Origin of the sequence: Gordonia sp. CPCC 205515 (assembly GCF_048537925.1) — a bacterium.
Taxonomy (GTDB): Bacteria; Actinomycetota; Actinomycetes; order Mycobacteriales; family Mycobacteriaceae; genus Gordonia.
Genome location: NZ_JBCLVJ010000004.1, coordinates 151,415 through 177,041 on the forward strand (window position 1 = coordinate 151,415; position 25,627 = coordinate 177,041).

Sequence of the window (25,627 nt, forward strand, 5' to 3'; positions counted from 1 at the left end):
TGCACTCGGCACGAAAGGCAAGCAATGAACTACGCGCACAACGATCCCGCACTGACCGCGGTCGTGGACCGCTGGATCGAGACCGACGACCGCGCACGAACCGATGCACTGCTCGAGCGCCTCGGCGCCGACGCCGCCACTCGTCTCACCGACCTCGCCGCCGTCGCCGACCAGAATCCGCCGACGCTGCGGCAGTTCGACCGCGACGGCAACCGGGTTGACGAGATCGACTATCACCCGGCCTATCAGGAACTGTGCCGGGCGGCGTACCACGAGTACGGACTCTCAGCGCTGTCACACAGAGGGATTCACGGATGGGAGGCCAAACCGCCGCATGTCGTCAAGTATCTGGCGTCGTACTTGTTCGTGCAGTCCGAGTTCGGGCTGGCGTGCCCGGTGTCGATGACCGACGCCGCCGCCCGCACCCTCCGCATGTTCGGCGACTCCGACACATTCGCCTCCTGGATTGACGCGCTGACCTCCACGGACCCGGCGACGTCGATGACCGGCGCCATGTTCATGACCGAAACCCAGGCCGGCACCGACATCGCGCAGACCGCGACCGTGGCCGAACGCGACGGCGACACCTGGCGGCTCTCGGGCATGAAGTGGTTCGCCTCTAATCCCGACGCTGACGTGATCATCACCCTCGCCCGATTCCCCGGCGGCGAACAGGATTCCACCCGCGGCGTCGGAATGTTCATGGTGCCCAAACGGCTTCCCGACGGCAGCCGGAACAGCTACCGCATCGACCGCCTCAAGGACAAACTCGGCACCCGATCCATGCCCAGCGGTGAGGTCACCCTCGACGGCGCGATCGGCCTGCAGGTGGGTGAGCTCGACCGCGGATTCCGGCAGATGGCCGAAATGGTCAACACCTCTCGACTGTCGAATGCGATGCGATCCACCGCACTGATGCGGCGCGCCGTCCGAGACGCCGTCGCCCACACCCGTGAACGAGAAGTGTTCGGCACCAAACTATTCGATCAGCCACTCATGCGCGCGACGCTGCTGCCCCTGCTGCTCGACGCCGAGGCGGCGCTCGCGCTCGTCGGTTACAGCGCCGACTGCCTGCAGCGCGCCGACGCCGGCGACGACACCGCCCGCACCCTCATCCGTATCCTCACCCCGATGGCCAAACACTATGTGTGCAAACGTGCTCGCGCCGTCACGGGTGAGGCGATGGAGATCCGCGGCGGCAACGGCTACATCGAGGAATGGGGCTTCGCCAAACTCGTCCGCGACGCCCACCTCGGATCGATCTGGGAAGGGTCGTCGAACGTCATCGCCCTCGACGTTCTGCGCTGCATGCGCAAACAACAGGCACATCGGCACCTGGCAACCGCCATGATCGACACGCTGACCGTCTTCGGACCGGAATGTGCTGACAGCGCAACGACTCTCACTCGACGATGGACCCAGCTGGTGGCCCGCGGCGACGACATGCTCGACGCCGATGACGCCACCGCGCAAATCGCCTGCGCCCGTTACACCGACGACCTCGCCCGGACGGTGATGGCCACCCTGCTGTTCGACCTGGCCGCCCACCGCATCGCCACCGGCCGTGGCGATCGCTCGCTGCTCGTGGCGAACGCCTACCTCGCCGCGCTGGACGGCGACGTGTCGGGTACCGCCATCGAGCAACTTGCCATCATCGCCGACGGCACCGAGGTTGCTGCCCGTATCGAACACCGCACTCTTGCAGGAGCTTCCGCATGAACACCGCCACATCCGGACCCGCGCCACTGGCCGGGATCAAGGTCATCGACCTGTCCAAGATCCTCGCCGGCCCCTACGCCACCATGTCGCTCGCCGACCTCGGCGCCGAGGTCATCAAGATCGAACACCCCGACGGTGGCGACCCCACTCGCGGCTGGGGACCGCCCTTCGTCGGCGACGACGCCACCTACTACCTGGCCGTCAATCGCGGCAAGAAGTCGGTCACTGTCGACCTGAAGAGCGAAGAGGGGCAGCGACTCATCGATCGGATGCTCGAGGACGCCGACGTCGTCGTCGAGAACTTCCGGCCAGGTAGCAGCCTGCAGCAGGTTTTCGACTACCGTGACCTCTCCGCGCGGCATCCACACCTGGTGGTGCTGCACATCTCCGCGTTCGGGGAGGAGGGGCCACTGCGTGATGAACCCGGCTACGACATGGTCGCGCAAGCCGCCGGCGGGCTGATGTCGCTGACCGGCGAGCCCGGCGGCGCACCGATGAAATCCGGTTATGCGATGGGCGATCTCGGCGCCGGACTGTTCGGCATCATCGGCGTGCTGTCCGCGCTCGTCGAACGGTCCCGCACCGGACGCGGCCAGTACGTCACCACCTCACTGTTCGAATGCCAACTGGCCATGCACGTCAACTGGGCGACCAACTACTTCGCCGACGGTCAACGGCCGCAGGCGATGGGGTCCGCGCACCCGAATCTGGCTCCCTATCAGGCCTTCCCGGCCTCAGACGGCCACTTCGTCATCGCGGTCGGCAACGACAAACTGTTCGCCGCCCTGTGCGCGGCAATCAGGAAGCCCGAGCTGGCGGACTCCGACGACTTCCGTCGTAATCGCGACCGTGTTCAGAACCGGGAACGGCTCGCCGCCGTGCTGTCCGAGGTGTTCGCCGGCGACACCGTCGACCACTGGGTGACGCTGCTCAAGGCACATGAGGTGCCCGTCTCACCGATCCGACACCTCGACGAGATCTACGACGACCCGCACACCGAGGCGATCGGCATGATCGGCACCGTCCCGCACCACACGGGGGCGCTGCGGCAGATCGGCTTCCCCGTCAGCTATTCCGGGGTGCGGCCACCACTGCGCACCGCGCCGCCGCGGCACGGTGAGCACACGCGGGAGGTGTTGGGGGAGTTCGACGCCGCTGTGGTGGGGTAGGGAAGCGGCCGACTCCGGTACCGTTCTCGGCGGAAGGAGGTCGTGATGAGGTCCGCTCGATCCGTGATTTGCCTCGCGCTGGGCCTGGCTATGGCAAGTGGTGGCCTGGCCGCCTGCAGTACCGACGGTCAGCCATCGGCGACGCCGGAACCGGTGACCGTCACGGTGACCGCGTCGGCGCCCGCCGGGACTTCCGCTCCCGCGACGACCACCGCGCCGCCCGTCACCACGACCGCTACGCCGGCACCGACCTGCTCCACCGACGGCAACACGGCGATCACTGCGGCCATGAACCAGATCCCGCCACCGTTCGCGGGATCGATGCCCGACAACAACTGGATCTTCGAAGGCGAGACCAACTACAACACCTGCTACGACCTGAGCTATGCGGCAGTGGAGACCGCACGCGGGACGGCGTCGTCGCCGTCGCAGTTGTTGATGTTCCATCTCGGGAAGTTCGTGGGTCCGGCCATCGCCTGCAACGCCGCGTTTCAGACGGTGACCGGGTCGACGCCGAGCAGTGTCAATGTCACCTACCGTTGGCCGAATCCTGGTGATGCCAATGCGAATCCGACGGGTCAGGCGTCAGTTGTGTTCGAGTGGAATGGGTCGCAGGTCGTGATGAACGGGTCGCTGCCGTATGAGGTGACGCGGGGTAAGTGTTGAGTCTGCGTGCGGATGACGTTCGGGGGCCAAAGCATCCGAACTCGACGACCGGTCAAGCTGATTCTTGCGACGGTGCGTAGCGTTGCCGCGCGGCTTCTCCTGAAGTTCCCGGCACCGTCCCGATCGACGCCCACGAATGGTTCTGTTCCCGAGCTCGGCGTACCCACAGCTCGACGTTCCGCTGAGCGTTTGCTGCCTCGACGACGGCTCGACCGAGACCCTCGAGCGCCTCGACGTCGGTGGTCTCGATCGGTTCGAATCCGTTCTCGAACCGATCGGCGAGCTCATCTGCGTGGGCGAGTATCTCTGCTGTGGTTCGTGGCATTGTCATCACCTCACGTAGTGGTGTCGAACTGGGAGCAGTGCATGAACGATCACTGGGAGTGTCGTCGCCACTTCGCTTCCGTGACAAGGTAGCTTGCCGAGCGGATGGGCACAAGCTATTTTGCGGTACTCGCCTCTTAGGTCAAAGACCGGTTATCGATTCCTTCTTGCCTCGACTCGTGGCACTACTCTGCGCCGAACTCCCCACGCACCTCGACGGTGGCGCGATACCAGCGGGCGACATAGTTGTTGGTCAGTAGATGCGGGTGCATCGGCACGTACTCGACAAACCACTCGCTGAGCCCATCCCACTCGCGGTGATCCCCGGGCGGCACCAGCGACCACCCCAGGTCGTCGAGCGTCCAGTGCGCCTTCGCGGAACCCCGGAGCAGGGAGGTGGTCACCTGATTGGCGTCGTCGTCGTTGCCACCGCGGGACATGGGGATGACATGGTCGATGGTGGGGCACAGTTCCCAATGCGCGGAATGTGTTTCGGTCATCTTCGCCGTCGAGTGGGTGGGAAAGTCAGCCGGAAAGATCACCGAAAGTGCGCGCAGCACTCCGGGATTGACAAGGCGCGTGCCGAAGTAGCGGTCGATGAAACCGTCGCGGTAGAACACCCACAGGGATTCCCGGGCGGTGTAGCGGCGGGCCGTGGTCGTCTGGGCCGCAAAAGGGTAGTCGGAACGCAGAATTCCGCGAGCGGAGTCGAACTCGTCCATGCTCAACTCGGCGCACACGTCGGCGAGGACGTCGGCCTTGCTGTCGACCGCTCCGTCCTTCGGATCGTTAGTGGCGCCGGTCATCGGGAGTGAATCAAACCCTCACCGAATCAGCGCTCGGCGAGCGGCAGCATGTGGGCGACGACCTGTTTCCAGGTCTCGAAGCCCGGCTGCCCGAAGTGAATATGCATGCCGTCGGGCATTTCATCCACGCCGCGTGCGGTGCGGTCGTCGATGATGTAGTTGCCGTGGTTGAGATTCTTGTGGTGCGACAAGATGAGCCTCTTGTAGGCCGGCGACTCCTCGTCGCGCCCGAGGTGCATCTTGACCCAGAGCAGTTTCTCGGTCCACGCGAGCGGGTTGTCCCACGGTGCCGTCGACAGGATGTAGGTGTCGAACTTCTTCGACAACTGCCGGTATGCCTTGATGGCGCCCGGCATCGGGTCCATCAAGGAGAAGATGCCCGGAACGTCATCGAGGTCCCCGTCGAACCGCGTGCGTTCGGCCTCGCTCAGCTTGTCGATGCCCGACTGGAAGTCGACAAGGGTGTTGTCCATGTCAATGTAGAGGATCTTCTTCGTCCTCAGCTTCGGCTTCTTCGTCGTCTTTTTCTTCGACTTCTTCGTGTGCGCTGCGGCATCTTTGGTCATGATCGGCTCCCTGTGTGTCTGTCGTTCATCCTGCAACATCACGCTTGCGGCCGACGTCGCTATCGCCCAACACCACCATCCGCAGCGCCCCGCGCAGCTTGTCGACGGTTGCATCCCACGCCTCGGCTTCGTGCCGGCAGGCGGCTGCTTCCTCTGCGTCGTCGGCGTCGTCCGCGGAACTCTTCCACGACAGGTACTGCTCCTGCGAAGTGTGGATGTAGCGCAGGATGGCGGACTGGTCGAAGCGGCAGATGGTCGCGACGTCCCGCGCGGTGAGCGAGGTGTGGTCATCGTCGAGGACGATGAGCGTCTGCAGCGGATCGGGGAGGCGGTCGTCGTCGGTGGCCTCGGCGTCAGCGGTGGGAGCCACGACGGGGTCCAGCTCGGCGATCTCCGCGACGATCTCCATCCCGGTCTCGTCGATGAAGTCCAGCCAGTGGCTAAGTGTCGTCACCAGATTCTTGCGATGAAAGACTTTGACTCGCATCGATGTTGACGCCATCAGTGTCGAGTCCGTCAGTGTGAGTTTGATGCCCAGCCAGCGCCGCGACTGAGTCGCGATGAACACGGCTGCGGCCGCCGGGTCCTGCACCGTGCGGATGAGGGTGCCGAAGAACTCGATGACCGGTTCATCGGATCGCACGCGCAGCCACGATGGGCTGCGGGTCGGGAGTCGAACGTCACCGTCCTCGTCGACCGTGATCGGACACTTGGCGATGTCCTCGAGTACGTCGATGACCATGCGTTGCAAATGATCTCCCGATTTGGGCGCTGCACCTACCTCGACCCGTGGCTCGATCGGGACGGAGGTTTCATCGGCCAGGAAACTGGGATGGACGACCTCCCAGATCTCCCGCAGCGAGTCCACGGCGACCCGTGCGAGCTCATCGACACGGCGGCGGCCGACCTCGTAGATGAGCCGACCACCACGCAACTCCCGCCAGCCGGCCGCCTTCATGGCCGTGACCTGCTCGTCGAAGAACTCCCACGTGGGATGCAGGTCGGTGGCGACGACGGTGCACCGCACCCGGCGCCCACCGGTGACGGTGAACGTGAGAACACCGTGCGGGCCCTCCGGAAACTCGCGCGCCTGCTCGACGAGCAGGCTGTCTCCCGGAGCGAGGTCTGCGAGTCGGTTGCCGAGATCGTGGCCGAAAGCACGCCACGCGTCGTCGATGGATTCATCGAAACCGTTGCAGATCATCGTGTCTCCTGTCGAGAGGTACGGAACCGGCGGGTTCTCCGGGTGAAGTCGACGATCGAGGTCGGGCAGGCCGTTGTCGATGAAGTCGAACCAGGTGATCAACCCGGTATACACGCGGTCGTGGGAGAAGATCTCCGCGTCGACCAGATGGGCCGCGTAGAGGTCGTCGTCGCTGACGACCAACTCGATCGACGGCCAGGCCCGCCGGACCTCGGCGAGGATGCACTCCAGGTGCGGCGTGCCGGTGACGTCGGTCGCGAGGCACGCGAAGATGTCGATCCGCGGGTCGTCGTGGCTGACGCCGATCGACGACGCGATGTGGGTGGTCGGCAGGAAGATGGTGCCGTCGGTTCTGCTGGGGAAGTGCCCGCCGGTGCGGCCTTCGATTTCGGAACCGATGAGATCGCGCATCAAGTCGGGCCCCATGTCTGCAGCCGGGAGCTCGGAACAGTGCCCGCGCCGGCCGATCCCGAGGTAGGCCACGGAACCGGGGTCGGCCACCGACCAAATCTGCTGGAGCGTCCCCACCGCGAGCTGGACGAGGTCGGAGATCTGGTCCGCCGGCCGCTCGACGATGAATCGGCCGTCGTCGAGTTGCCGCCAGCCCAGCCGCTGCAACGCTTGGGCGCGGTTGCGGGCATCGCACGCGACGGTGCCGCGCACGCCCTCGGGCGACGGGTTGAAGCGCAGCGCGAACGGCTCGTTCGGGTCCGAGTCGCGCGGCATCACAAAGAGGAGATCATCGAGCACCACGTCGGACAGGCGCAGTGCGAGTGCCTCCTGGAACCGCTGCCACGCCTCGGCGGTAAAGGCGTCGGAATCGAAGTCGGACATGACTTCTCCCTTCTGTTGGCACGCTCAACCATCGCCTCGGCGGCGGTGCGGACGTGCGAGGAGCGGGGGTCCTGCCGGAGGCGGGAATGGCACCGCGGGCGGGAGGATCACCTGACACATTCAGGATAGGGGAGGGGTATGACAAGTTTCAGAGCTCAGCTCAGCTCATCGTCAGCGAGGTATGCTCTGATCTCGACCGCGTGGGGAACACCGGATGGTTCACGCTCCCTGCGCCAGCACCTGCGCGATCAGCTCTGCCAAGTCGCGCGGTGCATCGCTTTGCACTGAGTGGCCCGCGTCGTCGACTGTCACGATATCGGTGGGGGCGGGTCGACTGCGGAAGCGTTCCACATCCTCGGCGGTGGTGAATCCGGAGCGTCCGCCACAGACGAGGGTCATCGGTACCGGGGTTGCCTCGAGATCGGCCCAGAGTGGTTGTGCGCGAGGCGCTTCGCGGAGACGGTCGTAGCGCCACACCCACGCGCCGTCGGGGCGTTGACGGGTGTTGTGGATGACGCCGCGACGGATTGCCGCCCGTGATCGGGTCGGCGCGGCCGCGTGGGTGAGGTCGATGATCTCGTCGCGGGTGGCGAACTCCGGCGGGCCGTCGATCAGCGCAACCGTGCCGCGCGCCTCGCGTTCGAGTTGTGCTGCACGTTCGGGAGATTCGGGAGTGACATCGACGATGACAGCGCGAGGCACCAGTACGGGGACCGTGGCGGCGAGACGGATGGTGGTGAGCCCGCCGAGCGACATACCGACGATCAGGTCGGCGTCGGGGGCCAGGTGCTCGATGACCGGTGCGACAGTTTCGGCGTTGCGTTGCGGGGAGTAGTCACGGTCGGGGCGCCACGACGAGTGGCCATGCCCGGGAAGGTCGATCGCGAGTGCTGGGATGCCCAGGGCGATGAGGACGCTGTCCCAGGTGTGGGCGTTCTGTCCGCCGCCATGCAGGAACACCGCTCTCGGACTCGACGAACCCCACGCGAGCGCACTCACGACGTTGCCGTCGACGGTCGTGTCGATGCGCCGGACGTCAGGGATCGCGGTGTCCAAGCCCAGTTCGTCGGCGTTCTCGGTCAGCAGGTTGAACTCGTCATCCACCGACTCACTGTATCTGCGGTGCGCGCCTGCATGCGACGCTTGACCTCAACCTGACTTGAACTCTTACGGTCGAGCCATGACCGCTGAGATGCAACCTCCGCTGCGACAACCCATTGGATTCTGGACGGCCCGAGCCGGCGAGGCGATTCGTGCCCGGACCCGTGGACGACTTGCGGAGGTCGGTGTCACGCAACCGCAATGGTGGCTCCTCCATCAGCTGTCGCTGCATCCGGACGGGATGGACGACGGGCGCATGATCGAGGTCATCGGACCGAATGACTCGGACGACGCGATTCGCGCGGCCATCGATGAGGCCATCGCGAACGGCTGGATCATTCGTATCAGCGGTGTCCTGTCGGCCAGTCCCGCCGGCCGTGACATCTTCCGCATTGCCGCCGATGTGCAACAGGAGCTGGAAATTGAACGTCGCCAAGGAATCTCCGATACCGACTACGTCACGACGATCCGGACACTACAACGCACGATCGAGAATGTCGGCGGTTCTGCGTGGCATTGGTGAGTGCGCGGCGAGCGAAGGCCTACTTAATTCGCGTGATCACCCATTGACACCAAATCAATATTGGCGTGTACTTACATTGACATGAAAACGAAGCGCGCGTACACCATGGGAGCCCGGGCCGAGGCAGTACAAGAGACCCGGCGACGCATCATGCAGGCGACCTTCGACCTGGCGCACATCCAGCCGATCGCCGCCATCAGCCTCGACGCGGTGGCTGTCGGTGCCGAGGTGTCGGTGCAGACGATCTTGCGCCAATTCGCTTCGCGCGCTGGGCTGATCGCAGCCAGCATTGATTATGCGAAGACAGTGATCAGCGAGGAACGCCTGGTGCCAGTCGGAGACGTCGACGAGGCCGTCCGCGTGGTGATCGATCACTACGAGCAGCGCGGCGATCTGGCGCTGCTCCTCCTCGCGCAGGAACAGGACCCCGACGCGGCACCCGTGGTCGCTTCGGCTCGGGGCACGCACGAATCGTGGGTGCGGGCGGCTTTCGCTCCCATGCTCGCCGACGCCGCAGACCCGAAGGAACTCTTCGACCTCCTCGTGACTGCCACCGACGTCTACACGTGGAAACTCCTCCGCCGCGACCGACGACGATCACGGCGCGTCACCGAAGCACGCATGCGACGCCTCGTCGAGGCCGTCCTCATCCCACCGGAACCCTGATCCGAGGAGGCCGCCATGGCCCGCATACTGTTCGTCACCTGGGACGGCGGCGGAAACGTCACGCCAGCCGTCACCCTTGCCGGCGAGTTGGTCAAGCGCGGCCATGGGGTGCGGTTCATCGGCCACCCGAGTCAGCGGGAGGCGCTGAGCGGCAGAGGCTTTTGTGTTCAGAGCTATCGCACCGCCCGAGCGTTCTCGGCATCCGTCGGCAGCAAACCTCTGACCATGGTGAAGCTGTTCAGCGACCGGGGGATGGGCGCCGATGTGCTCGAGGAACTGGCGGCACGACCGGCTGACCTCGTCGTCGTCGACTGCCTGCTGTTCGGTGTCATGGACGCGTTGCGTGCGCGTGGGATCGGGTACGTGGTGTTGGAGCATCTCTATGACGGGTATCTGCGTAAGGACGGGCTGAAGGGGCCCGTTGGCCTGGGCCTGCGGATACGGGGATACTCGCCGATCGAGTTGTTGGGTTCCGCGGCAACAGTATTGGTGGCTACCGCGCCGGAGCTCGATCCGCTGTCTGTTGCCCGGGGCAACCGCGAACAGATCGGGCCGCTGGTAGCCGGCCGTGCGGCGATGCCCACTGAGCCCGTTGTATTGGTCAGTCTCAGCACCTTTGGTTATCCGAAGATGCGTGAGACCTTGCAGCGCATCGTCGACGCGATCGGCGAACTCGGTGTCCGGGGCATCGTGACGACCGGCCCGCTCGTCGATCCGTCGTCGTTGCGTGTCGGTCCGGGGATTGAGGTGCACTCGTTCGTGCCACATGCCGAGCTGATGCCGCATGTGTCCGCGGTGGTGGGGCACGGTGGACACTCGACGACGATGCTCGCACTCGCACATGATCTCCCGGTCCTTGCCCTGACGCTGTTCGGGCTCGGCGACCAGCCGCGGGTCGGCCGCTCGCTGCAGGATGCCGGGGCCGGGCGAATGATGAGCAGGCGTTCCCGGTCATCGGCGTTGCGGCCGGCGATCGAGGAACTGCTCAGCAATATCGAGATACGCACCGCCGCTGCACGGTTGGGCGGTGACATTCGGGCACTCGATGGGATCGCGACCGGTGCGGATCGGATCGAGGCACTGATTGGCGACATGACGCCTCGGGCTCGGTTCTGACGAGGCATTGCGGCCGCCTGCCAGAGGACAAGCTCAGATGCGGTGTACGAATTGTCGGTCTCTGGGTGCATGATGTTCGTGCAGGTTCCAGGGTGGTGGCCTGCGGGGAGGATCCGAGATGACGATGCGGGCGCGTAGCCCGGGAGCAGGCCTGAGTATCGCCGCGGCGGTATTACTCGTCGGCGGATGCGGCGGCGCTACTGACACACCTGCGACGGTCACGGTCACCGCGCCGGCCACCTCAACTGTGGATATGGCCACCGAGCCTTCTCCGGCAGCCACCGAGACCACCGAGGAAGCCACCGCGACCGATACCGCTATGAGCACCGAACCCGCGGCTACCACGACGACGACCACCGAGACCCAAGCGATCATGCCGAATGTTGTCTGTATGAATCTGCAACTGGCACAGGACGCCATCCAGGCTGCTGGGGTGTTCTTCTCCCGCAGCCGCGACGCCACAGGACAGGGCCGGCATCAGATACTCGATCGTGACTGGGTCGTCGTCGGCCAGACGCCCGACCCAGGCACACCATTCACTGAAGGTGACGCAGTGCTCTCGGTGGTGAAGAACAGCGAACCCAATCCCTGCTGACACTGCGCCACGGGCTCGGTTGTGATTAGGATCTCCGTCTGTCGGTCACCCTTCGTCTGACATCCCCCGATGCGCGAGTTTGTTGGCGTCGGCCAAGCCGACGATGCGGATCGGGCGCTCGCTCCGCGGTGCCGGGGGCCGGCCGAGAGGGGTTATGCCGCCCCGGGTGTGCTTGCGGTCGGCGAGGGGTCGGCCGATGCCGCGGCATCGCTATCGGCGTGATTGCCTGCAGATCGCCGTTCCCATTCCCGGCGAACGTCTTTCGGTGTAGGCGGGGTGGCCAGGCTGGCGATGATGTAGGCGAGTAGCGAGGTGCCCAGACCGATGTAGACGGGCATGTTGGCCAGCACGTCGTCGACCATGATCAGTGTGACGACGGTGGCCAGCAGACCGGCGACCATGGCGGCTATCGCACCGGCACCATTGGCGCGTTTCCAGAGCAGACCGCCGATGATCGGGACGAACAGTCCGCCGACGAGGATGTCGTAGGCGATGGTGATGGCGCTGACCACGTCGTTGATGATGATAGAGAGTGTCACAGCGAGGACACCGGTGACGACGATGTAGATGCGGTTGCCCCGCACGTCGTGTTCGGTATCGACGATTTCCTGGTGGTGCTGGGGTTGTCCGAGAAGGCTTTTGATGAATGGGGCGATGTCATTTCGGCACACGGTGGCGGTGGCGATCAACGCTCCGGACGCGGTGGACATCATCGCGGCGACGGCGGCGGCGAGGACGAGTCCGGCGACACCGACCGGCAAGATTTTGGCGGCGATGTCGGCGTAGACATCGTCGGCGGCGTCGGCATGCGGAATGAGTACCGCGCTCGCGGTGCCGATGGCGGCGCCGGCGACACCGTAGAGCAGACAGTAGACGCCGGCCGCGGTGCCTCCCCAGCGGGCCACGCGGGGCGAGCGTGCGGTGAACACTCGCTGCCAGATGTCCTGTCCGATAAGGATTCCGAATGTGTAGACGATGAAGTAGGTGATGATGCTGGCCCAGCCGATGGACGTCACGTTGAACACCTGGTGGCCGAGTCGATCGACGATGCCGTCGTAACCACCGGCCCGTGACCAGGTGAACGGCAGCATCAACGCGAAGATGCCGACAGTCTTGATGATGAACTGGACCATGTCGGTGAGCGTGATGGCCCACATGCCGCCGATGCTGGAGTACATCACCACGATGACGCCGCCGAGGAGGACCGACTGGACCTGGCCGAGGTTGAACAGCACGCGGAAGATCGTCGAGTACGCCACGGTGGAGGAGACGCACAGCATCAAGGTGTAGAGCGCCATGAGGATTCCCGAGGCTCGGGTGCCATCGAGGCCGTAGCGCAGTCGCAGCATGTCCCCGACGGTGTAGATCCCGAGCTGTTGGATGCGGGGAGCGATGAACAGGCTGACCAGCAGCACTCCGACGGCGATGGCTACCACCAGCCACATTCCGGCCATACCGTAGCGGTAGCCCAGACCCACTCCGCCGACGGTGGACGCCCCGCCGATGACCACCGCGCACAGCGTGCCGGTGTAGAAGAACGGACCCAGACGTCGTCCGGCGACGAGGAAGTCGGCGGAGTTGGTGGATCTGCGTTTGCCCCACCATCCGAACAGGAGCATGGCTCCGAGGTAGATCACGATGATCGCGATATCCATGACGAGTACTCGATTCTCGGCGGATCGGCCGCCGGATAGACAAGGGCACAACAGGAAGACGAATGAGGCAAGGGGGGAGTGACGAAGGCGAACGTCGGGAAACGCCGGATCGGGCGTCGACGGTCAGCGTGAGGTTGCCGCGATGACCGAGATGAGTTCGAAACCGAGGGCGGCTGCGGCCATCCCGGTGATCTCGGCGTGGTCGTAGGCCGGGGCGACCTCGACGATGTCGGCGCCGACAAGATTGAGACCGGCGAAGCTACGGATCAGCTCGAGCAGTTCTCGGCTGCTCATGCCGCCGGCCTCGGGGGTGCCGGTTCCGGGTGCATGACAGGGATCGAGGACATCGATGTCGATCGAGACGTAGAGCGGGTGGTTGCCGATGGTCGTGGCCAATTCGCTGATGATGTCGTCGATCGGTCGTCGGATGAAGTCCCGGCAGTCGACCACATGAAATCCGAGACCGGCATCGGAGACGAGATCGTCCGATGAGTACAGCGATCCGCGGGTACCGACGTGGGCGCTGTGTCCGGATAGGAACAGTCCTTCTTCAGCTGCCCGCCGGAAGGGCGTTCCGTGGGTCAGGGGTGCGTTGAAGTAGGTGTCCCAGGTATCGAGGTGGGCGTCGAAGTGCACCAGCGCGACGGGTCCGTGAACCCGGTTGAGGGCCTTGAGGAGCGGGTAGGCGATCGTGTGGTCACCACCGAGGGACACGATGCGTTCGCCGTTGCGAACCAGTTCGTACGCACCGTGCTCGATCTGGGTCATCGCGGCAGTGATGTCGAAGGGATTGACCGCGATGTCGCCGGCGTCGACGACCTGTTGATGGGCGAAGGGTTCGACGCCGAGAGCCGGGTTGTAGGTCTTGAGCAGACGAGAAGACTGTCGGATGTGCGCGGGTCCGAATCGCGCGCCGGGCCGGTAAGTCACACCGGTGTCGAAGGGGACACCGACCACGGCCACGTCGTGGCCATTGACGTCCTCGATGCGCGGCAGCCGCGCGAACGTCGAATGCCCGGCGAACCGGGGTACAGACAGTCCGTCGACCGGACCGACGGGCACGTCGGTCGCGGGAGCGGTTGTCGTCGAATCACTGGCGGGCGATGCCATGGGTTGGGCTCCTCACGATTGGGGTAGCCGCAACTATGGCAGTAACGAGGGTCACACTTAATACTATGATCAGCTAAGAATTGCAGAAGAATTTAGATGATCATATAAGCCGGGCGGAGTAGTTGGTGGGACTGATAACCGTTGAGGACCTGGTGAACACGCGGCATCTGCGTCTCGAGCTGTGGTCCGGAGAGCGTGGACTCGGCCACGAGGTCACCTGGGCGCAGGCGTCAGATCTGGACAACCCCTGGGACTGGATGACCGGCGGCGAGTTGCTCATGAAGAACGGGCTCACCATGCCGCGGTCGGTGGATGCCCAGATCGAGTTCGTCACCCACCTGCACGACCACGCCATCAGTGGCCTGGTCTTGGGCATGGATCCCGATACGCCGCCCATCGCCGCGAAGACCCTCGGCGCGGCAGAGCAGTTGAGTTTCCCGATCCTCGTCGCGCCCTACTCCGTGGGGTTTGGTGCCATCGGCCGGATCATCGCGGACCAGAACGTCAGCGATGAGAGCCGCCGGTTGACGCTGACGAGCCGGGTGTACACCACAATTCGACGGGCGGTGGCCGGACCTGCCGGCCTCGACGTGCTGGGGCCGCTCGCCCGCGATCTCGCGTGCCGAGTCACGGTGCTCGACGCCGACACGGGCCTGCCGGCCATCGACGGTGCCGCTTCGATCCCAGACGCCCTGCGCACCGCGGTGGTAGCCGAAGTGCGCCGCCGCGGTGGCGCACTGCCGGGCGTGGTGCATCTGGACGCCGACGGTTTACGCGCACATATGGTCGATGTGCCCGATGTGGAGCCGACGGTGTTGCTCGCCTACGACTTTCGAGCCGCGCCGCCCGACATCGCGCTGCTGCTGCACATTGCCACCGCATCAGCGGTTCTACTTTCTCAGCAGGGAATCCGGCGCGAGCTCGAGCGGCGAGTCGGAGGTGAGCTGCTGGCCGCGATGATGGACGGGCGACTGGGGGATCTGGAGGCCGCCGAAGCCCTCGCCCAACGTGGCCTGTACCCCGACGGCTGTGTTCTCATCGCCGCCACCGGCGGTACCGACACCGATGAGCAGCGTCTCCATCTGAGCTTTCATCGCCGTTCCATTCCCAACCTCGTCGTCAGACGAGCCGGATACCTGTACGCCCTGCTGCCCGACGACCGCGCAGCGACCAAGGTCTTACACAACCGGCTGGGGTCACGCGCGAGACTGGGCATCAGCAATGCGCTGCGCCAGACGGACCGGGTCCCCGACGCCGTGCGGGAAGCCAACTGGGCTGTACGCGCCGCCGAACACACCCTCGGCAACATCAACCGATACGCCGACGCTTCAGCCCTGTCGGTGCTGCGAGGCACCGACGACGCGCGCCTGTTCGTCGACCGAGTGCTCGGAACACTCATCGAGTACGACACAAGTCACAGCACCGAACTCCTGACCACCCTTGACACCTACCTCAGTTGCAATCGCTCCTGGCAGCAGGCGTCGGCACGCCTGGGTGTTCACCGGCAAACCGTGGTGTACCGCATCCACCGCGTCGAAGAACTCACCGACCGCGACCTCAAAGCCACCGGGCACATCTCCGAACTGTGGCTGGCCCTGCGCGCTCGCGACATGCTGTCCGTTGGAAATCGACAGTCGTGACGCCTTCGGGTGCTTACGATGAGCCATCTCAGTGTGGTCGCGATCGGCATGGGTACTGATGCGTCACTGACGTATGTGACCCACTACAACACGTGGCGCGAGATGGATCACGCTGTCCGTTTCGGTGAAACCGTCATCGAGCGGCCGACCGTCACTCGCTTCGAAGAGATCGACGCACACCTCGATTCGTTCTGACTCCGAGCCGCGGCCGAGATCACCCCAGCGCCCTGGATGCTGCTCCACCGCAGGATGGCCCGACCGGACGGCGATCGCCATAGCGGACATAGGAATTCACTTGACGGCCGAGTCATCGATTCCGTCGGCCGGTCACCCCTCGTCCGACATCCCCCGCTGCGCGAGTTCGTTGGCGTCGGCCCAACCGACGATATCGCCGCGATTGATGGCGACCGCCAGTAGATCCGGGAAGGCGTCCGGGGTGCAGGCGAAGGCGGGCACCCCTAGCGCGGCCAGTGCGGCAGCGATCTCCCGGTCGAAAGCCGGTGCCCCCTCGTCGGAGAGTGCCAGCAGCACAACGACTTGCACGCCGTCGCCGGTCATCTGCGCCACCCGCTTGAGCATTTCGTCGCGCACCCCACCTTCGTAGAGGTCGGAGATGAGGACGAAGATGCTGTCGGTGGGGCGGGTGATGAGTCCCTGGCAGTAGGCGATGGCCCGGTTGATGTCGGTGCCGCCGCCGAGGGTGGTGCCGAACAGCACGTCCACCGGGTCTTCGAGCCGGTCGGTGAGGTCGACGACCTCGGTGTCGAATACGACCAGCGACGTCCGCACCGAGCGCATGGTGGCGATCACGGCCCCGAAGATCGACGCGTACACAATCGAATTGGCCATCGATCCGGACTGATCGATGGCCAGCACGATGTCCTTGGTGATCACCCGGGAACGGCGGCCGTAGCCGACAAGGCGTTCGGGCACAATGGTTTTCTGCTCCGGCAGGTAGTTGTGCAGATTTCGTGCGATGGTGGCGTTCCAGTCGACGTCGTGCAGCTTGGGACGGTTGACGCGGGCGGCCTTGTCGAGTGCGGCACCCACGGCACTGCGGGTGCGTTCGGCGATGCGGCGTTCCACCTCGTCAACCACCTTGCGCACCAACGCCCGCGCGGACGCCTTGGACTTCGCGGGGATCGCCCGGCCCAGGCCGATGAGCGTGGTCACCATGTCGATATCCGGCTCGACACTGTCGAGCAGCTCCGGTTCGGTCAGCAGCGCGTGCAGGTTGAGACGCTCCACTGCGTCGTGCTGCATCACCTGCACCACGGTGGACGGGAAGTAGGTGCGGATGTCGCCGAGCCAGCGCGCCACCGACGGCGCCGACTTGCCCAAGCCGCCCTTGCGATCTCCGCCGCTGTCGTACAGGGCGCCGAGCGCACCGTCCATGGCGGAGTCGGCGCCACCGAGAGCGGGCAGCGACTCGGCGGCTGCGTCTCCGAGCACCAGTCGCCAGCGGCGGCCGCGTTCGTCATCGGTCGAGATGTCGTCGGTCATGGCAGCCCCAGGATCTCGGCAACCACTGCCACCGCAGGCGCGGCGAGTTCGGTATCGAAGGTGGTGGCGGGCGTCGTGGGTACGGGAGCCTCACCAAGGGACGCGACCCGGTTGCCGATGTTGCGACGCACACCGGCGTCGAACTCGCCGAAGGTCCTGCGCAGCAACGGGAGAACATCGGTGAAGTCGTCGTCGCCGAGGCCGAGCAACCAGCGATCGATGACGGCCAACAGGTGACGGTCATGGACGAGGAGTAAACCGCCGTCGCCGAGGAACCCCTCGATCCACTGCGCCTTGGCCACCGGCGTCGCACCCGTGGACAGCGCCAGGCCGAGTCGCCGGGCGGCGTCGGCGGCGTCGATCTGCCCGCCGTCGAGCAGTAGTCGCGTGGCTCTGCCGACGAGGAGCCCGTTGACGTCGGACCGATCGGCGATGACCCGGACCGCCGCGGCCCACCGCTCGCGGTCCTCGTCGTCGAGTAGCGATACCGTGGCGTGCACCGCATCGAGTCCGCGTTTGAACTCGGTGGCCGCGTCGTCGTTGAGGTTCGAGATCGCCGCCGGCACACCGATGCACACCCGTAGTAGCAACGACGACGCGACCGAGCCGAGCGCCGCGGTGTCGGTGCCGCGCACGTCACCGTAGCGTCGCGCCCGGCCGAGCGCCGGCAGCGCCGAAATCAGATGCAGCACATCATGATCCACGGCGACCCGCGCATGCAACGCGTCGAGGACCGGCGGCAGCGCGTCGGCCAGTTCGGCGAGTAGCGCGGCCTCCAGTGCACCGGTGACCTGATCGAGCGATCCTCCCGAGCGCGCCCGGTCGATGACCTTGGCGGTGGCGGCGGCGTGCACGGTGGTTCCCCACACGGACGCCATCACCACGTCGATGACGAACTCCGGGCGCCACCGCACCGTCCAGCCTTCCTTGAAGGTGCCGGTGCCCGACACCTCCAGGGGTGTGCCCCACTCGATGTCGAGTACCGAGAGTCGATGCAGCAAGAGTGATTTGGCCTTGTCGGCGGGACGGCGGAGGTCGACGACGAGTTCCTTCGCGCCGGGCTCCACCTTGAGGCGGGCCGAGCGCGCGCTCGCGGTGAGATCGGCCTGGAGCGGTACCACCGGAGCGTCGTCGGGGACACTGCCGAGACGTTCCCCGATGACCGCTTCGCGGTACATCAGGTCGGCGAGTCCGGAATCCCCTTGGCACATGACCGCGAGGGTGGCTTCGTTGATCTCGGTGAGTCCGGCCAGGGGTCGGCGGCGCAGCACGGCCAGGGTGTCGGCCAGGCGTGCGGTCTCGATGATGTGGGCCGAGGAGATGTCGATGTCTTTGTCGCGCAACAGGGTGGCCTGGTGGATGAGCCAGCGCACCGTGACATCGTCGGCGGTGGTGAACAGATGGTGATACCAGCCGGGGGAGATCACCCCGGCGCCGTAGCCACCGGCGGCGGCCAGGCGGGAGTGTGTCCACGGCACCCAGGCGAGTTTGCTGCGCACCTTGGGCATGCCGCGCAGCAGTTTGCTGTCGACGGTGGCCGCGGGCAGCCTCCCGGACAGGGCCGGCGCATGCCAGGCGCCGCAGACGAGCGCGACCCGCTCCACTCCGGGCCGTTTGAGCGTCTTGCGGAGCACCTGCCGCATGTGCGCTTCCCGGCGTCGTTCATAGACCTCCTCGGCGCTCGGCTCGCCGAGTTCGAACGGTTCGGCGGCGGTGCGCAGCGCCGCCATCGCTTCGGTGATCGCCGCGAAACCGGTGCCCTCGCCGCGGGTTTCGATGACGTCGTCCCACCAGCGTTCCGGGTCGTCGTAGCCGGCCGCGGCGGCCAGGGTGCCGATCGGGTCGGCGCGGCTCGGGGCCCGCGGCTCGTCGACGGGAGCTTCGTCGCGGTGGGCGAGGACCTGCGAGGTGGGGAGGTCGCAGAACTCCACGGGTACTGCGGCTTTGACCGCCCAGCGCATCGCCTGCCATTCGGGGGAGAACTCCGCGAACGGCCAGAACGCGGCCTTGGCGGGGTTGTCGGCGGCGTAGCCGAGCACCGCCACCGGCGGCGCCATGCCCGGGTCGATGACTGCGGCGATGAGCGGGGTCGCGTCGGCCGGTCCCTCGATGAGTACCGCCTGCGGGCGGATGCGGTCGAGTTCGGCGAGCACCGCGCGCGCCGAACCGGGCCCGTGGTGCCGGATGCCCAGCACGTACGTTCCCGGTTCAAGTGCGGTCTCGGTGAGCGTCATGGCCTCAGCGCAGCGCCCCGCGTGCGGCGCGGTAGAAGTCCGACCAGTCCTGCCGCTCCCGCACAACACTTTCCAGGTACTCGGTCCACACCACAGCGTCGGCGGCCGGATCCTTGATCACCGCACCCTGGATACCGGCGGCGACGTCCGCGGCCCGCAGCATGCCGTCGCCGAAGTGCGCCGACATCGCGATGCCGTGGGTGATCACCGAAATCGCTTCGGCGGTCGAGAGAGTGCCGCTGGGCTGCTTGACCTTGGCGCGACCGTCCTCGGTGACGCCGGAGCGCAGTTCCCGGAACACGGTGACCACCCGTCGGATCTCCTCGGCCGCCGACGGCAACGCGGGTAGATCCAGCGACGCACCGAGCGCCGCCACCCGCTGGGTCACGATCGCCACCTCCTCGTCGGCGGTCGCGGGCAGCGGCAGGACGACGGTGTTGAACCGGCGGCGCAGCGCCGACGACAGGTCGTTGACGCCGCGGTCGCGGTCGTTGGCGGTGGCGATGACGCTGAATCCCTTGACCGCCTGCACTTCCATGCCGAGTTCGGGGATCGGCAGTGTCTTCTCGGAGAGGATGGTGATGAGGGCGTCCTGTACGTCTGACGGGATGCGGGTGAGCTCTTCGAGGCGGGCGATCTTGCCCTGCTGCATCGCGATCATGACGGGCGAGGGCACCAGTGCGGCCGTCGACGGTCCCTCGGCGATGAGTCGCGCATAGTTCCAGCCGTACCGGATCGCCTCCTCCGGGGTGCCCGCAGTGCCCTGTACCAGCAGCGTCGACGTCCCGCTGATGGCTGCGGAAAGGTGTTCGGATACCCAGGTTTTGGCGGTTCCGGGGACACCGAGCAGCAGCAGCGCGCGGTCGGTGGCCAGGGTCGCGACGGCGACCTCCATCAGCCGGCGCGGCCCGATGTACTTCGGGGTGATCACGGTGCCGTCGTCGAGCTCACCACCGAGCAGGTAGGTCACCACCGCGGACGGGGAGAGCAACCAGCTCGATGGCCGGGTCCCGGTGTCGTGGCGGGCCAGGGCGGCCAGTTCGTCGGCGAAGAGTTGCTCGGCGTGGGGCCGCAACAACTGTTCCTCGGTGATGCCGTCGGTCACGTGAGCTCCTTCTCGAGGACGGATCGGATGCGCAACGCCTCGCTGAGCGTCGCGAACTGGGTGGTGGCAATCGGTGCCGACTCGCGCATCGCCTCGACACTCTGCCGCCAACCGTCGGTGGCGGGCAACCCGGTCGCCATCAGAGCGATGATCTGCACCGCGGGCGGTGTGATGAACCGCGACCCGGACAGCTCGGCCTGTAACATTCGAACAGCACTGCGGCACAGAGCATCCGGCCACACGCCGGGGTAGGCGCGTAGCGCCGGCACCTTCAGCGCGCCGGGCAACGTGGGAAAGGCGTCGACGACGTGGGTTTCGTCGGCCACGGCGATGATGTCCGGGGTCGCCGCCGGATGGGCGAGCAGGGCGGTGGCCCACCGCCGGTCGCGGTGCGTGACTGCCGCCGTGCACAACGCTGCGACGAGCCCGGCCTCGGCGGGATCGATGGCGCCGACAATCGTGTCCGGCGTCATCGAGAAGTGCGCTTCCCACCGGTGCGGCGGGACGCGGGAGATCAACTGCGACAGCACAAAAGCGCCGATACCCGCACCACGGGGCGCTTTGAGGGCGATGCCGTCGCGGGCCAGTGCGACGTCCGGTTCGGCGGGCAGGGTGATGGCGATGTGCTGCCCACGGAAGCGTGTTCGGCCCACGTGGAGGCACGACGCGGCGGCGTGAAAGAGTCTGTCCTGCAGCACCGATCCCGCAAGGGTGACGAGGAGTCCGGCCGCCGCGGTGCGGACTGCTTTGCGTCGGTCGTCGAGTGCCGCCTCGAGGAAGGCCTCGTCATAGGGGGATAGGTTGGGCCGCAACGCCGTGATGAGGAGTTCTCGGTCGTCGCCGGTCTCTGCAGTCCACGTCTGGCCGAGGAGGTCAAGTGCTGCGTGCGGATCCCGCTCACGAAGCGCGGCCAGGTAACCACGACGCTCCGCGGGCTGACCGTGCGTCCAGGCGGAGTCATCAAGCTGTGCGGCGGATGTGGCGGTGGGTAGGACGGCGCCGAGTTCGGGTGCGTACTGCGCAAGCCAGTGCCCGCGGGGTCCGACGATGCGCGCCACGGTCTCGCGGATGTCGACTTCGCGGCTCGTGCGAGCCAACAACGCGGGCAGCAGGGTGGATGGTGGTGCAACCGTGCTGCGTCCCAACAGGTTCAGGCACCAGTCGGCCAGCCGCGGGGTGAGGTCTAACGCCCGGTGCACGTAGGCGGCGGCCAGCGCCGACATCGGTGGGCGCGGGTCGGCGGGTGCGGGTGGAATGGGTTCGGCGACGACGGATTCCGGGCCCAGCGACTGGTGTGCGACAGCGGTGAGCGCGGCGATGGTCAAGGTGGTGACGACGGGATCGGTGCTCGTGGTCGGCAGGTGCGCGCCGATCACCGGGTCGACGTCGTCGGTGGTGACCGGACGGGTGCGGACGCCGACCAGCGCCGCGGACACGGTATCCTCCCAGGTGCTCACAGGCTGATCACCCGCTCGTCGGTGATCACCGAGATCGCGTCGAGGCCGTGCATACCGAGTTCGCCGAACAGTCGCACGCTCGCTCCGCCTGTTGCGGCCAGGAGCAGCGCCCACCGGTCGGCGATGTCGGGCAAGGGGAGTGCGGCGCCTGCGTCGTCGATGATGGTGGGCGTGTTGTCGGCGGTGCGGCCGAGTCGTCCGCTGATCACCACTGGGCAGGTCAGTGCCCACGGGTCGTCGGCGATGACGCCGGCGCGGCGTCGTCGTGCGTCGGCGATGTCCCCGGCGGGCAGCGTGTTCACGAGATCGGCGGTCGGTGGGGGCGGTGTGTCCGACTGGGTGGCATCGTCGTAGACGCAGCGGAGTTCGGGTGTGCCGGGATAGAAATGCATTGCGGTGGTGAGGGAGTAGTCGACGACCGGCCGGTTCGGGAGGATTCCGCCGGTGGGTGCGTAGTCCAGGATCATGCCGAACCGACGGGTTGAGAAGCCCCACACCCAGGTGCGACGACTCTGTAGGTGATCCTCCTCGATCTCCCGGCGCCCCAACACCAGCCAGGCGTCGGAAACACCGGGTGCGGCAAGCACATCCGCCTTCGCGACGGGATAGCCGACGTGGCGGCGGACGGTGCGTGCGAGTCCGTCGGGCAGCGTGTCGATGCGCTGGTGGGCGGTGCACAGCGACCAGATCCGGCCGTACTCCTCCAGCAGATGCTCCGGCCAGTCGACGGCGTCGCCGGAATACCCGGAGATCAGCGCGGGCAACCGGCGGACGCGGGCGGCCAGACCCGGGGCCTGAGCGTCGACCAGACGCGCGGCCACCGCGTCGAAGGTGCGGTAGGAGTCCACCTCGGAACCGGCGAGCCCGAGACCGACCTGATCGGTGAGCCAGAGCTGGAGCTCATCGATGCCCCCGCGTACCCGGTCCACGCGTGCCGCGGCTGTTTTCGCGGCCCGCTCGGGGTCCTTGGGCGCGGCGGGTGTGTCCGACGTCTGCTCGGCTCGCGCGGTCCGTCCGGCGAGCCACGCGGCGGCGTCTTCGGGTGGCGCGTCGGAGTCGGGCACCTCGCCCTGACTCCACAGCAGCAACAGGCCCAGCGCGTGCTTGCACGGGAACTTCCGGGACGGGCACGAGCACTTGTACGCGGGACCGCGCAGGTCGACGATCGTCTGGTACGGCTTGGTGCCGCTGCCCGCGCAGTGTCCCCAGAGCACGACGGGCGTGGCGCCGGTCGCACGCCACGGCGTGGGGGTCGCGAGCTTGTCGCCCGCCCGCACCGACGCCGCGTCCGGCGCCAACGCCCGGACCTGGTCGGCCGACCATCTGTCCGCCATGGGACCAATCAACCACAGCGCCCCGACAACCACCACGCTGGCGCAGTCATGTGGATGACCGTGAGCCCGGCGAAACACCCGTATGTGTGCCGGTCCACGTGCGACGCTGGGACGCGTGGACGAACTGCTGATGATCATGGTGCTCGGTCTGGTGGTGATCGCGCTCGCGACCGCCGTGGGTCCGCGCGTGGGTATCGCCGCACCCTTGGTGCTGGTCGTACTCGGAGTGCTGGCGAGTCTGATCCCCATCATCGGTTCGGTCACCATCGAACCCGAGTGGATCCTCGCGGGAGTTCTTCCGCCGCTGCTCTATTCGTCGGCGGTATCGATGCCGGCGATGAACTTCCGCCGCGACCTCGGTGCGATCAGCGGGCTGTCGGTGTTGCTGGTGGTGGCCAGTTCGTTGCTGCTCGGCCTCTTTTTCACGCTGGTGTTCCCCGGACTCGGCTTCGCGTGGGGAGTCGCGCTCGGTGCGGTCGTCAGCCCGACCGACGCCGTCGCCACGTCGATCATCCGTCAGATGCCGGTGTCCAAGCGGGTGGTCGCGATGCTCGACGGTGAGGGCCTGTTCAACGACGCGACCGCACTTGTGTTGCTGCGCAACGCCATTGCCGCGGCCGCAGCATCGTTCTCGTTCTGGGGCACCATCGGCACCTTCGCCTACTCCGTGGTTGTCGCGGTGCTGATCGGGGCGTTCGTCGGCTGGCTGAACCTCGTGGTGCGTTCGAGGGTCACCGATCCGACAGTGAACACGGTCCTCTCGTTCACGGTGCCGTTCTTCGCGTCGGTGCCGGCCGAGGTGCTCGACGCGTCGGGATTGGTCGCAGCGGTGGTGGCGGGCATCGTCACCGGCTTCCGCGCGCCACGCCGGCTGGCACCACAACATCGGCTGTCGGACGCCCAGAACTGGCGGACCATCGAACTCGTCCTCGAGGGCACCGTGTTTCTCACCATGGGTATCCAACTCAAGTCCATCGTCTCCAACGTCGAACAGGATCACGCCGGTGTCTGGTCGGCGGTGCTCATCGCCGTCGGCGCCCTGGTCTTGACGGTCCTCGTGCGGGCTGCCTACGTGTTCCCGTTGCTGGGTTCCCTGAGCCGCCACGCGCGGCGTAGTCAGGCCGCGCGGCCACGGCTGGAGGGGATGCAGCAGCGGATCCAGACGCCGGAGGGACAGCAGGCGACCCTGGACCGGATGAATGCCCGAGGACCGCGGAAGCGATCGCTCGGTGACCTCGACCGGTTCGCGACGCGGATCACCCGCGGCCTCGCCGACATCGACTACTTCGTGCGACAACCGTTGGGTCGACGCGAAGGCGTGATCGTGGTGTGGGCGGGCATGCGTGGTGCGGTCACCGTGGCGGCGGCGCAGACCCTGCCCGCAGACACTCCACAACGATCGGTGCTGGTGCTCGTCGCCTTTGCGGTGGCGGCGCTGTCGCTGCTGCTGCAGGGCGGCACCATCGGCCCCGTGGTGCGTCGGATGACGCCGCCCGTCGACCCGTCGGCAGTGGACGAACACGCCGATGCCGAACGGGTCCGGCTGATGGGCTTGCTGCGCGCGAGCACCGAGTCGGTGACGAAACCAGCTCAGCAGGAGGGAGTTTCGCGTCGTGAACAGTTTGCTGCGGAGAAGGACTACCGGCTCGCCGTGCTCACTGCACAACGATCGGCATTGCTCGACGCCCGCGATGACGGCACCTTCGACGCCGACGTCCTCGAGGATGCGCTGGCCACCCTGGACGCCGACCAGATCGCCATCGAGATGCGCGGTGTGTTCGCGCGGTGAGGGTTGGCGGTCGTTCCCGAGACGAGCACCGCGCTTGTAGGATTGGGCAGCAGCACGACCCGATTTACCACTTCAGGAGCGCACGATGGCCGGTCACCGGATCTTCACCACCAGCTTCGCCAGCATCTACCCGCTTTACATCGCGAAGGTCGAACGCAAGAACCACACGAAGGCGGAGGTCGATCAGGTCATCACCTGGCTCACCGGCTACGACGACGCCGGGTTACAGCAGGTGCTCGACGACGAGACCGACCTCGAGACCTTCTTCGCCCAGGCGCCGGCGTTGAACCCCAACGCCGAACTGATCACCGGCGTTATCTGCGGGCACCGCGTCGAAGAGATCGAGGACCCGCTGATGCAGAAGATCCGCTACATGGACAAGCTGGTCGACGAGGTCGCCAAGGGGAAGAAGATGACGTCGATTCTGCGGGGGTCGACGGCGGCGTGACGGTGAGCGTTCCGCGGAACGCGCTCAGGATCGGTTTCATCGGATGTAGCGGGCTGAGACCAG

The 25,627-nt window shown here is 66.4% G+C and carries 24 protein-coding genes; 11 read left to right on the forward strand and 13 right to left on the reverse strand.

All coding sequences use genetic code 11. From position 1 onward, the window contains the following. The first annotated feature begins 24 nt into the window (after window positions 1-24). Together AAFP30_RS05900 and AAFP30_RS05905 are read left to right on the forward strand one after the other, a co-directional pair. On the forward strand, window positions 25-1,719 hold the full coding sequence (locus tag AAFP30_RS05900; RefSeq protein WP_419228938.1) for an acyl-CoA dehydrogenase family protein: 1,695 nt from the start codon (window positions 25-27) through the stop codon (window positions 1,717-1,719). Continuing rightward, window positions 1,716-2,888 (forward strand): CaiB/BaiF CoA transferase family protein, encoded by a 1,173-nt coding sequence (locus AAFP30_RS05905; protein ID WP_419228939.1) that lies wholly within the window; start codon window positions 1,716-1,718, stop codon window positions 2,886-2,888. The genes AAFP30_RS05900 and AAFP30_RS05905 overlap by 4 nt, the downstream gene beginning before the upstream one ends. Window positions 2,889-3,016: 128 nt before the next feature. On the opposite strand, the gene AAFP30_RS05910 is transcribed toward AAFP30_RS05905, so the two are convergent. Continuing rightward, a complete protein-coding gene (locus tag AAFP30_RS05910; protein ID WP_419228940.1) occupies window positions 3,017-3,178 on the reverse strand; it encodes a hypothetical protein in 162 nt (53 codons plus the stop codon). Between AAFP30_RS05910 and AAFP30_RS05915 the strand changes: the two genes are divergently transcribed. Next, window positions 3,177-3,554, forward strand: a complete 378-nt coding sequence (locus AAFP30_RS05915; protein ID WP_419228941.1) for an LppP/LprE family lipoprotein — start codon at window positions 3,177-3,179, stop codon at window positions 3,552-3,554. The two genes, AAFP30_RS05910 and AAFP30_RS05915, sit on opposite strands and share 2 nt — an antisense overlap. 52 nt (window positions 3,555-3,606) lie before the next feature. Here AAFP30_RS05915 and AAFP30_RS05920 read toward each other — a convergent pair whose 3' ends face one another. From AAFP30_RS05920 to AAFP30_RS05940, 5 genes are all read right to left on the reverse strand, one after another. Then, window positions 3,607-3,879 (reverse strand): hypothetical protein, encoded by a 273-nt coding sequence (locus AAFP30_RS05920; protein ID WP_419228942.1) that lies wholly within the window; start codon window positions 3,877-3,879, stop codon window positions 3,607-3,609. A 184-nt stretch (window positions 3,880-4,063) separates the two neighbouring features. Continuing rightward, entirely contained in the window at window positions 4,064-4,684 is a 621-nt protein-coding gene (locus AAFP30_RS05925; RefSeq protein WP_419228943.1) for an HNH endonuclease, read from the reverse strand. A gap of 26 nt (window positions 4,685-4,710) precedes the next feature. Further along, window positions 4,711-5,157, reverse strand: coding sequence for a 5' nucleotidase, NT5C type (locus AAFP30_RS05930; protein ID WP_419229212.1), 447 nt, complete (start codon window positions 5,155-5,157; stop codon window positions 4,711-4,713). A 118-nt stretch (window positions 5,158-5,275) separates the two neighbouring features. After that, window positions 5,276-7,288: a TY-Chap domain-containing protein gene (locus AAFP30_RS05935; RefSeq protein WP_419228944.1), complete on the reverse strand. Its 2,013-nt coding sequence runs from the start codon at window positions 7,286-7,288 to the stop codon at window positions 5,276-5,278. A 219-nt stretch (window positions 7,289-7,507) separates the two neighbouring features. Next, a complete protein-coding gene (locus AAFP30_RS05940) occupies window positions 7,508-8,392 on the reverse strand; it encodes an alpha/beta fold hydrolase (RefSeq protein WP_419228945.1) in 885 nt (294 codons plus the stop codon). Between the two features lie 253 nt (window positions 8,393-8,645). On the opposite strand from AAFP30_RS05940, the gene AAFP30_RS05945 reads away from it, so the two are divergent. From AAFP30_RS05945 to AAFP30_RS05960, 4 genes are all read left to right on the forward strand, one after another. Further along, complete coding sequence (locus AAFP30_RS05945) at window positions 8,646-8,912, forward strand: hypothetical protein (RefSeq protein WP_419228946.1); 267 nt, start codon at window positions 8,646-8,648, stop codon at window positions 8,910-8,912. Between the two features lie 81 nt (window positions 8,913-8,993). Then, on the forward strand, window positions 8,994-9,578 hold the full coding sequence (locus AAFP30_RS05950; RefSeq protein WP_419228947.1) for a TetR/AcrR family transcriptional regulator: 585 nt from the start codon (window positions 8,994-8,996) through the stop codon (window positions 9,576-9,578). Window positions 9,579-9,593: 15 nt separating this feature from the next. Further along, a complete protein-coding gene (locus tag AAFP30_RS05955) occupies window positions 9,594-10,694 on the forward strand; it encodes a glycosyltransferase (protein ID WP_419228948.1) in 1,101 nt (366 codons plus the stop codon). Between the two features lie 118 nt (window positions 10,695-10,812). Further along, window positions 10,813-11,289 carry a PASTA domain-containing protein gene (locus AAFP30_RS05960; protein WP_419228949.1) on the forward strand — a complete coding sequence of 159 codons (477 nt, stop codon included), beginning with the start codon at window positions 10,813-10,815 and terminating at the stop codon, window positions 11,287-11,289. A gap of 152 nt (window positions 11,290-11,441) precedes the next feature. Here AAFP30_RS05960 and AAFP30_RS05965 read toward each other — a convergent pair whose 3' ends face one another. Continuing rightward, on the reverse strand, window positions 11,442-12,944 hold the full coding sequence (locus tag AAFP30_RS05965) for a sodium:solute symporter (RefSeq protein ID WP_419228950.1): 1,503 nt from the start codon (window positions 12,942-12,944) through the stop codon (window positions 11,442-11,444). 123 nt (window positions 12,945-13,067) lie between these two features. Continuing rightward, a complete protein-coding gene (speB, locus tag AAFP30_RS05970) occupies window positions 13,068-14,054 on the reverse strand; it encodes an agmatinase (protein WP_419228951.1) in 987 nt (328 codons plus the stop codon). A 152-nt stretch (window positions 14,055-14,206) separates the two neighbouring features. On the opposite strand from speB, the gene AAFP30_RS05975 reads away from it, so the two are divergent. Both AAFP30_RS05975 and AAFP30_RS05980 read left to right on the forward strand, forming a co-directional pair. Continuing rightward, the gene (locus tag AAFP30_RS05975) at window positions 14,207-15,694 is read left to right on the forward strand and encodes a helix-turn-helix domain-containing protein (protein ID WP_419228952.1); all 1,488 of its coding nucleotides are present in this window, start codon (window positions 14,207-14,209) and stop codon (window positions 15,692-15,694) included. Window positions 15,695-15,712: 18 nt separating this feature from the next. Continuing rightward, window positions 15,713-15,889, forward strand: coding sequence for a hypothetical protein (locus tag AAFP30_RS05980; RefSeq protein ID WP_419228953.1), 177 nt, complete (start codon window positions 15,713-15,715; stop codon window positions 15,887-15,889). 132 nt (window positions 15,890-16,021) lie between these two features. On the opposite strand, the gene AAFP30_RS05985 is transcribed toward AAFP30_RS05980, so the two are convergent. The 5 genes from AAFP30_RS05985 to AAFP30_RS06005 are packed head-to-tail and all read right to left on the reverse strand — an operon-like array spanning window position 16,022 to window position 23,327. Continuing rightward, the gene (locus AAFP30_RS05985) at window positions 16,022-17,197 is read right to left on the reverse strand and encodes a vWA domain-containing protein (protein WP_419228954.1); all 1,176 of its coding nucleotides are present in this window, start codon (window positions 17,195-17,197) and stop codon (window positions 16,022-16,024) included. Then, window positions 17,194-19,431, reverse strand: a complete 2,238-nt coding sequence (locus AAFP30_RS05990) for a DUF5682 family protein (protein ID WP_419228955.1) — start codon at window positions 19,429-19,431, stop codon at window positions 17,194-17,196. Before AAFP30_RS05990 ends, AAFP30_RS05985 begins: the two co-directional genes overlap by 4 nt. Window positions 19,432-19,435: 4 nt before the next feature. Beyond that, entirely contained in the window at window positions 19,436-20,536 is a 1,101-nt protein-coding gene (locus AAFP30_RS05995; protein ID WP_419228956.1) for an ATP-binding protein, read from the reverse strand. Next, on the reverse strand, window positions 20,533-21,993 hold the full coding sequence (locus AAFP30_RS06000; protein WP_419228957.1) for a DUF5691 domain-containing protein: 1,461 nt from the start codon (window positions 21,991-21,993) through the stop codon (window positions 20,533-20,535). Before AAFP30_RS06000 ends, AAFP30_RS05995 begins: the two co-directional genes overlap by 4 nt. After that, complete coding sequence (locus tag AAFP30_RS06005) at window positions 21,990-23,327, reverse strand: SWIM zinc finger family protein (RefSeq protein WP_419228958.1); 1,338 nt, start codon at window positions 23,325-23,327, stop codon at window positions 21,990-21,992. The genes AAFP30_RS06000 and AAFP30_RS06005 overlap by 4 nt, the downstream gene beginning before the upstream one ends. Window positions 23,328-23,442: 115 nt before the next feature. On the opposite strand from AAFP30_RS06005, the gene AAFP30_RS06010 reads away from it, so the two are divergent. Both AAFP30_RS06010 and AAFP30_RS06015 read left to right on the forward strand, forming a co-directional pair. After that, on the forward strand, window positions 23,443-25,116 hold the full coding sequence (locus tag AAFP30_RS06010; protein WP_419228959.1) for a cation:proton antiporter: 1,674 nt from the start codon (window positions 23,443-23,445) through the stop codon (window positions 25,114-25,116). Window positions 25,117-25,201: 85 nt separating this feature from the next. Further along, complete coding sequence (locus tag AAFP30_RS06015) at window positions 25,202-25,564, forward strand: DUF2200 domain-containing protein (RefSeq protein WP_419228960.1); 363 nt, start codon at window positions 25,202-25,204, stop codon at window positions 25,562-25,564. Window positions 25,565-25,627: the final 63 nt, after the last annotated feature.

Excerpts from the sequence above, each read along its gene's own strand:
- AAFP30_RS05925 (WP_419228943.1), bottom strand. The coding sequence starts at position 4,684 with ATGACCGGCGCCACTAACGATCCGAAGGACGGAGCGGTCGACAGCAAG.
- AAFP30_RS05905 (WP_419228939.1), top strand. The coding sequence starts at position 1,716 with ATGAACACCGCCACATCCGGACCCGCGCCACTGGCCGGGATCAAGGTC.
- AAFP30_RS05945 (WP_419228946.1), top strand. The coding sequence starts at position 8,646 with ATGATCGAGGTCATCGGACCGAATGACTCGGACGACGCGATTCGCGCG.
- speB (WP_419228951.1), bottom strand. The coding sequence starts at position 14,054 with ATGGCATCGCCCGCCAGTGATTCGACGACAACCGCTCCCGCGACCGAC.
- AAFP30_RS05950 (WP_419228947.1), top strand. The coding sequence starts at position 8,994 with ATGAAAACGAAGCGCGCGTACACCATGGGAGCCCGGGCCGAGGCAGTA.
- AAFP30_RS05985 (WP_419228954.1), bottom strand. The coding sequence starts at position 17,197 with ATGACCGACGACATCTCGACCGATGACGAACGCGGCCGCCGCTGGCGA.
- AAFP30_RS06005 (WP_419228958.1), bottom strand. The coding sequence starts at position 23,327 with ATGGCGGACAGATGGTCGGCCGACCAGGTCCGGGCGTTGGCGCCGGAC.
- AAFP30_RS05920 (WP_419228942.1), bottom strand. The coding sequence starts at position 3,879 with ATGCCACGAACCACAGCAGAGATACTCGCCCACGCAGATGAGCTCGCC.
- AAFP30_RS05900 (WP_419228938.1), top strand. The coding sequence starts at position 25 with ATGAACTACGCGCACAACGATCCCGCACTGACCGCGGTCGTGGACCGC.
- AAFP30_RS05935 (WP_419228944.1), bottom strand. The coding sequence starts at position 7,288 with ATGTCCGACTTCGATTCCGACGCCTTTACCGCCGAGGCGTGGCAGCGG.
- AAFP30_RS05910 (WP_419228940.1), bottom strand. The coding sequence starts at position 3,178 with ATGGCCGCAGTGATCGCCGTGTTGCCGTCGGTGGAGCAGGTCGGTGCC.
- AAFP30_RS05965 (WP_419228950.1), bottom strand. The coding sequence starts at position 12,944 with ATGGATATCGCGATCATCGTGATCTACCTCGGAGCCATGCTCCTGTTC.
- AAFP30_RS05990 (WP_419228955.1), bottom strand. The coding sequence starts at position 19,431 with ATGACGCTCACCGAGACCGCACTTGAACCGGGAACGTACGTGCTGGGC.
- AAFP30_RS05930 (WP_419229212.1), bottom strand. The coding sequence starts at position 5,157 with ATGGACAACACCCTTGTCGACTTCCAGTCGGGCATCGACAAGCTGAGC.
- AAFP30_RS05980 (WP_419228953.1), top strand. The coding sequence starts at position 15,713 with ATGAGCCATCTCAGTGTGGTCGCGATCGGCATGGGTACTGATGCGTCA.
- AAFP30_RS05955 (WP_419228948.1), top strand. The coding sequence starts at position 9,594 with ATGGCCCGCATACTGTTCGTCACCTGGGACGGCGGCGGAAACGTCACG.
- AAFP30_RS06015 (WP_419228960.1), top strand. The coding sequence starts at position 25,202 with ATGGCCGGTCACCGGATCTTCACCACCAGCTTCGCCAGCATCTACCCG.
- AAFP30_RS05915 (WP_419228941.1), top strand. The coding sequence starts at position 3,177 with ATGAACCAGATCCCGCCACCGTTCGCGGGATCGATGCCCGACAACAAC.
- AAFP30_RS05960 (WP_419228949.1), top strand. The coding sequence starts at position 10,813 with ATGACGATGCGGGCGCGTAGCCCGGGAGCAGGCCTGAGTATCGCCGCG.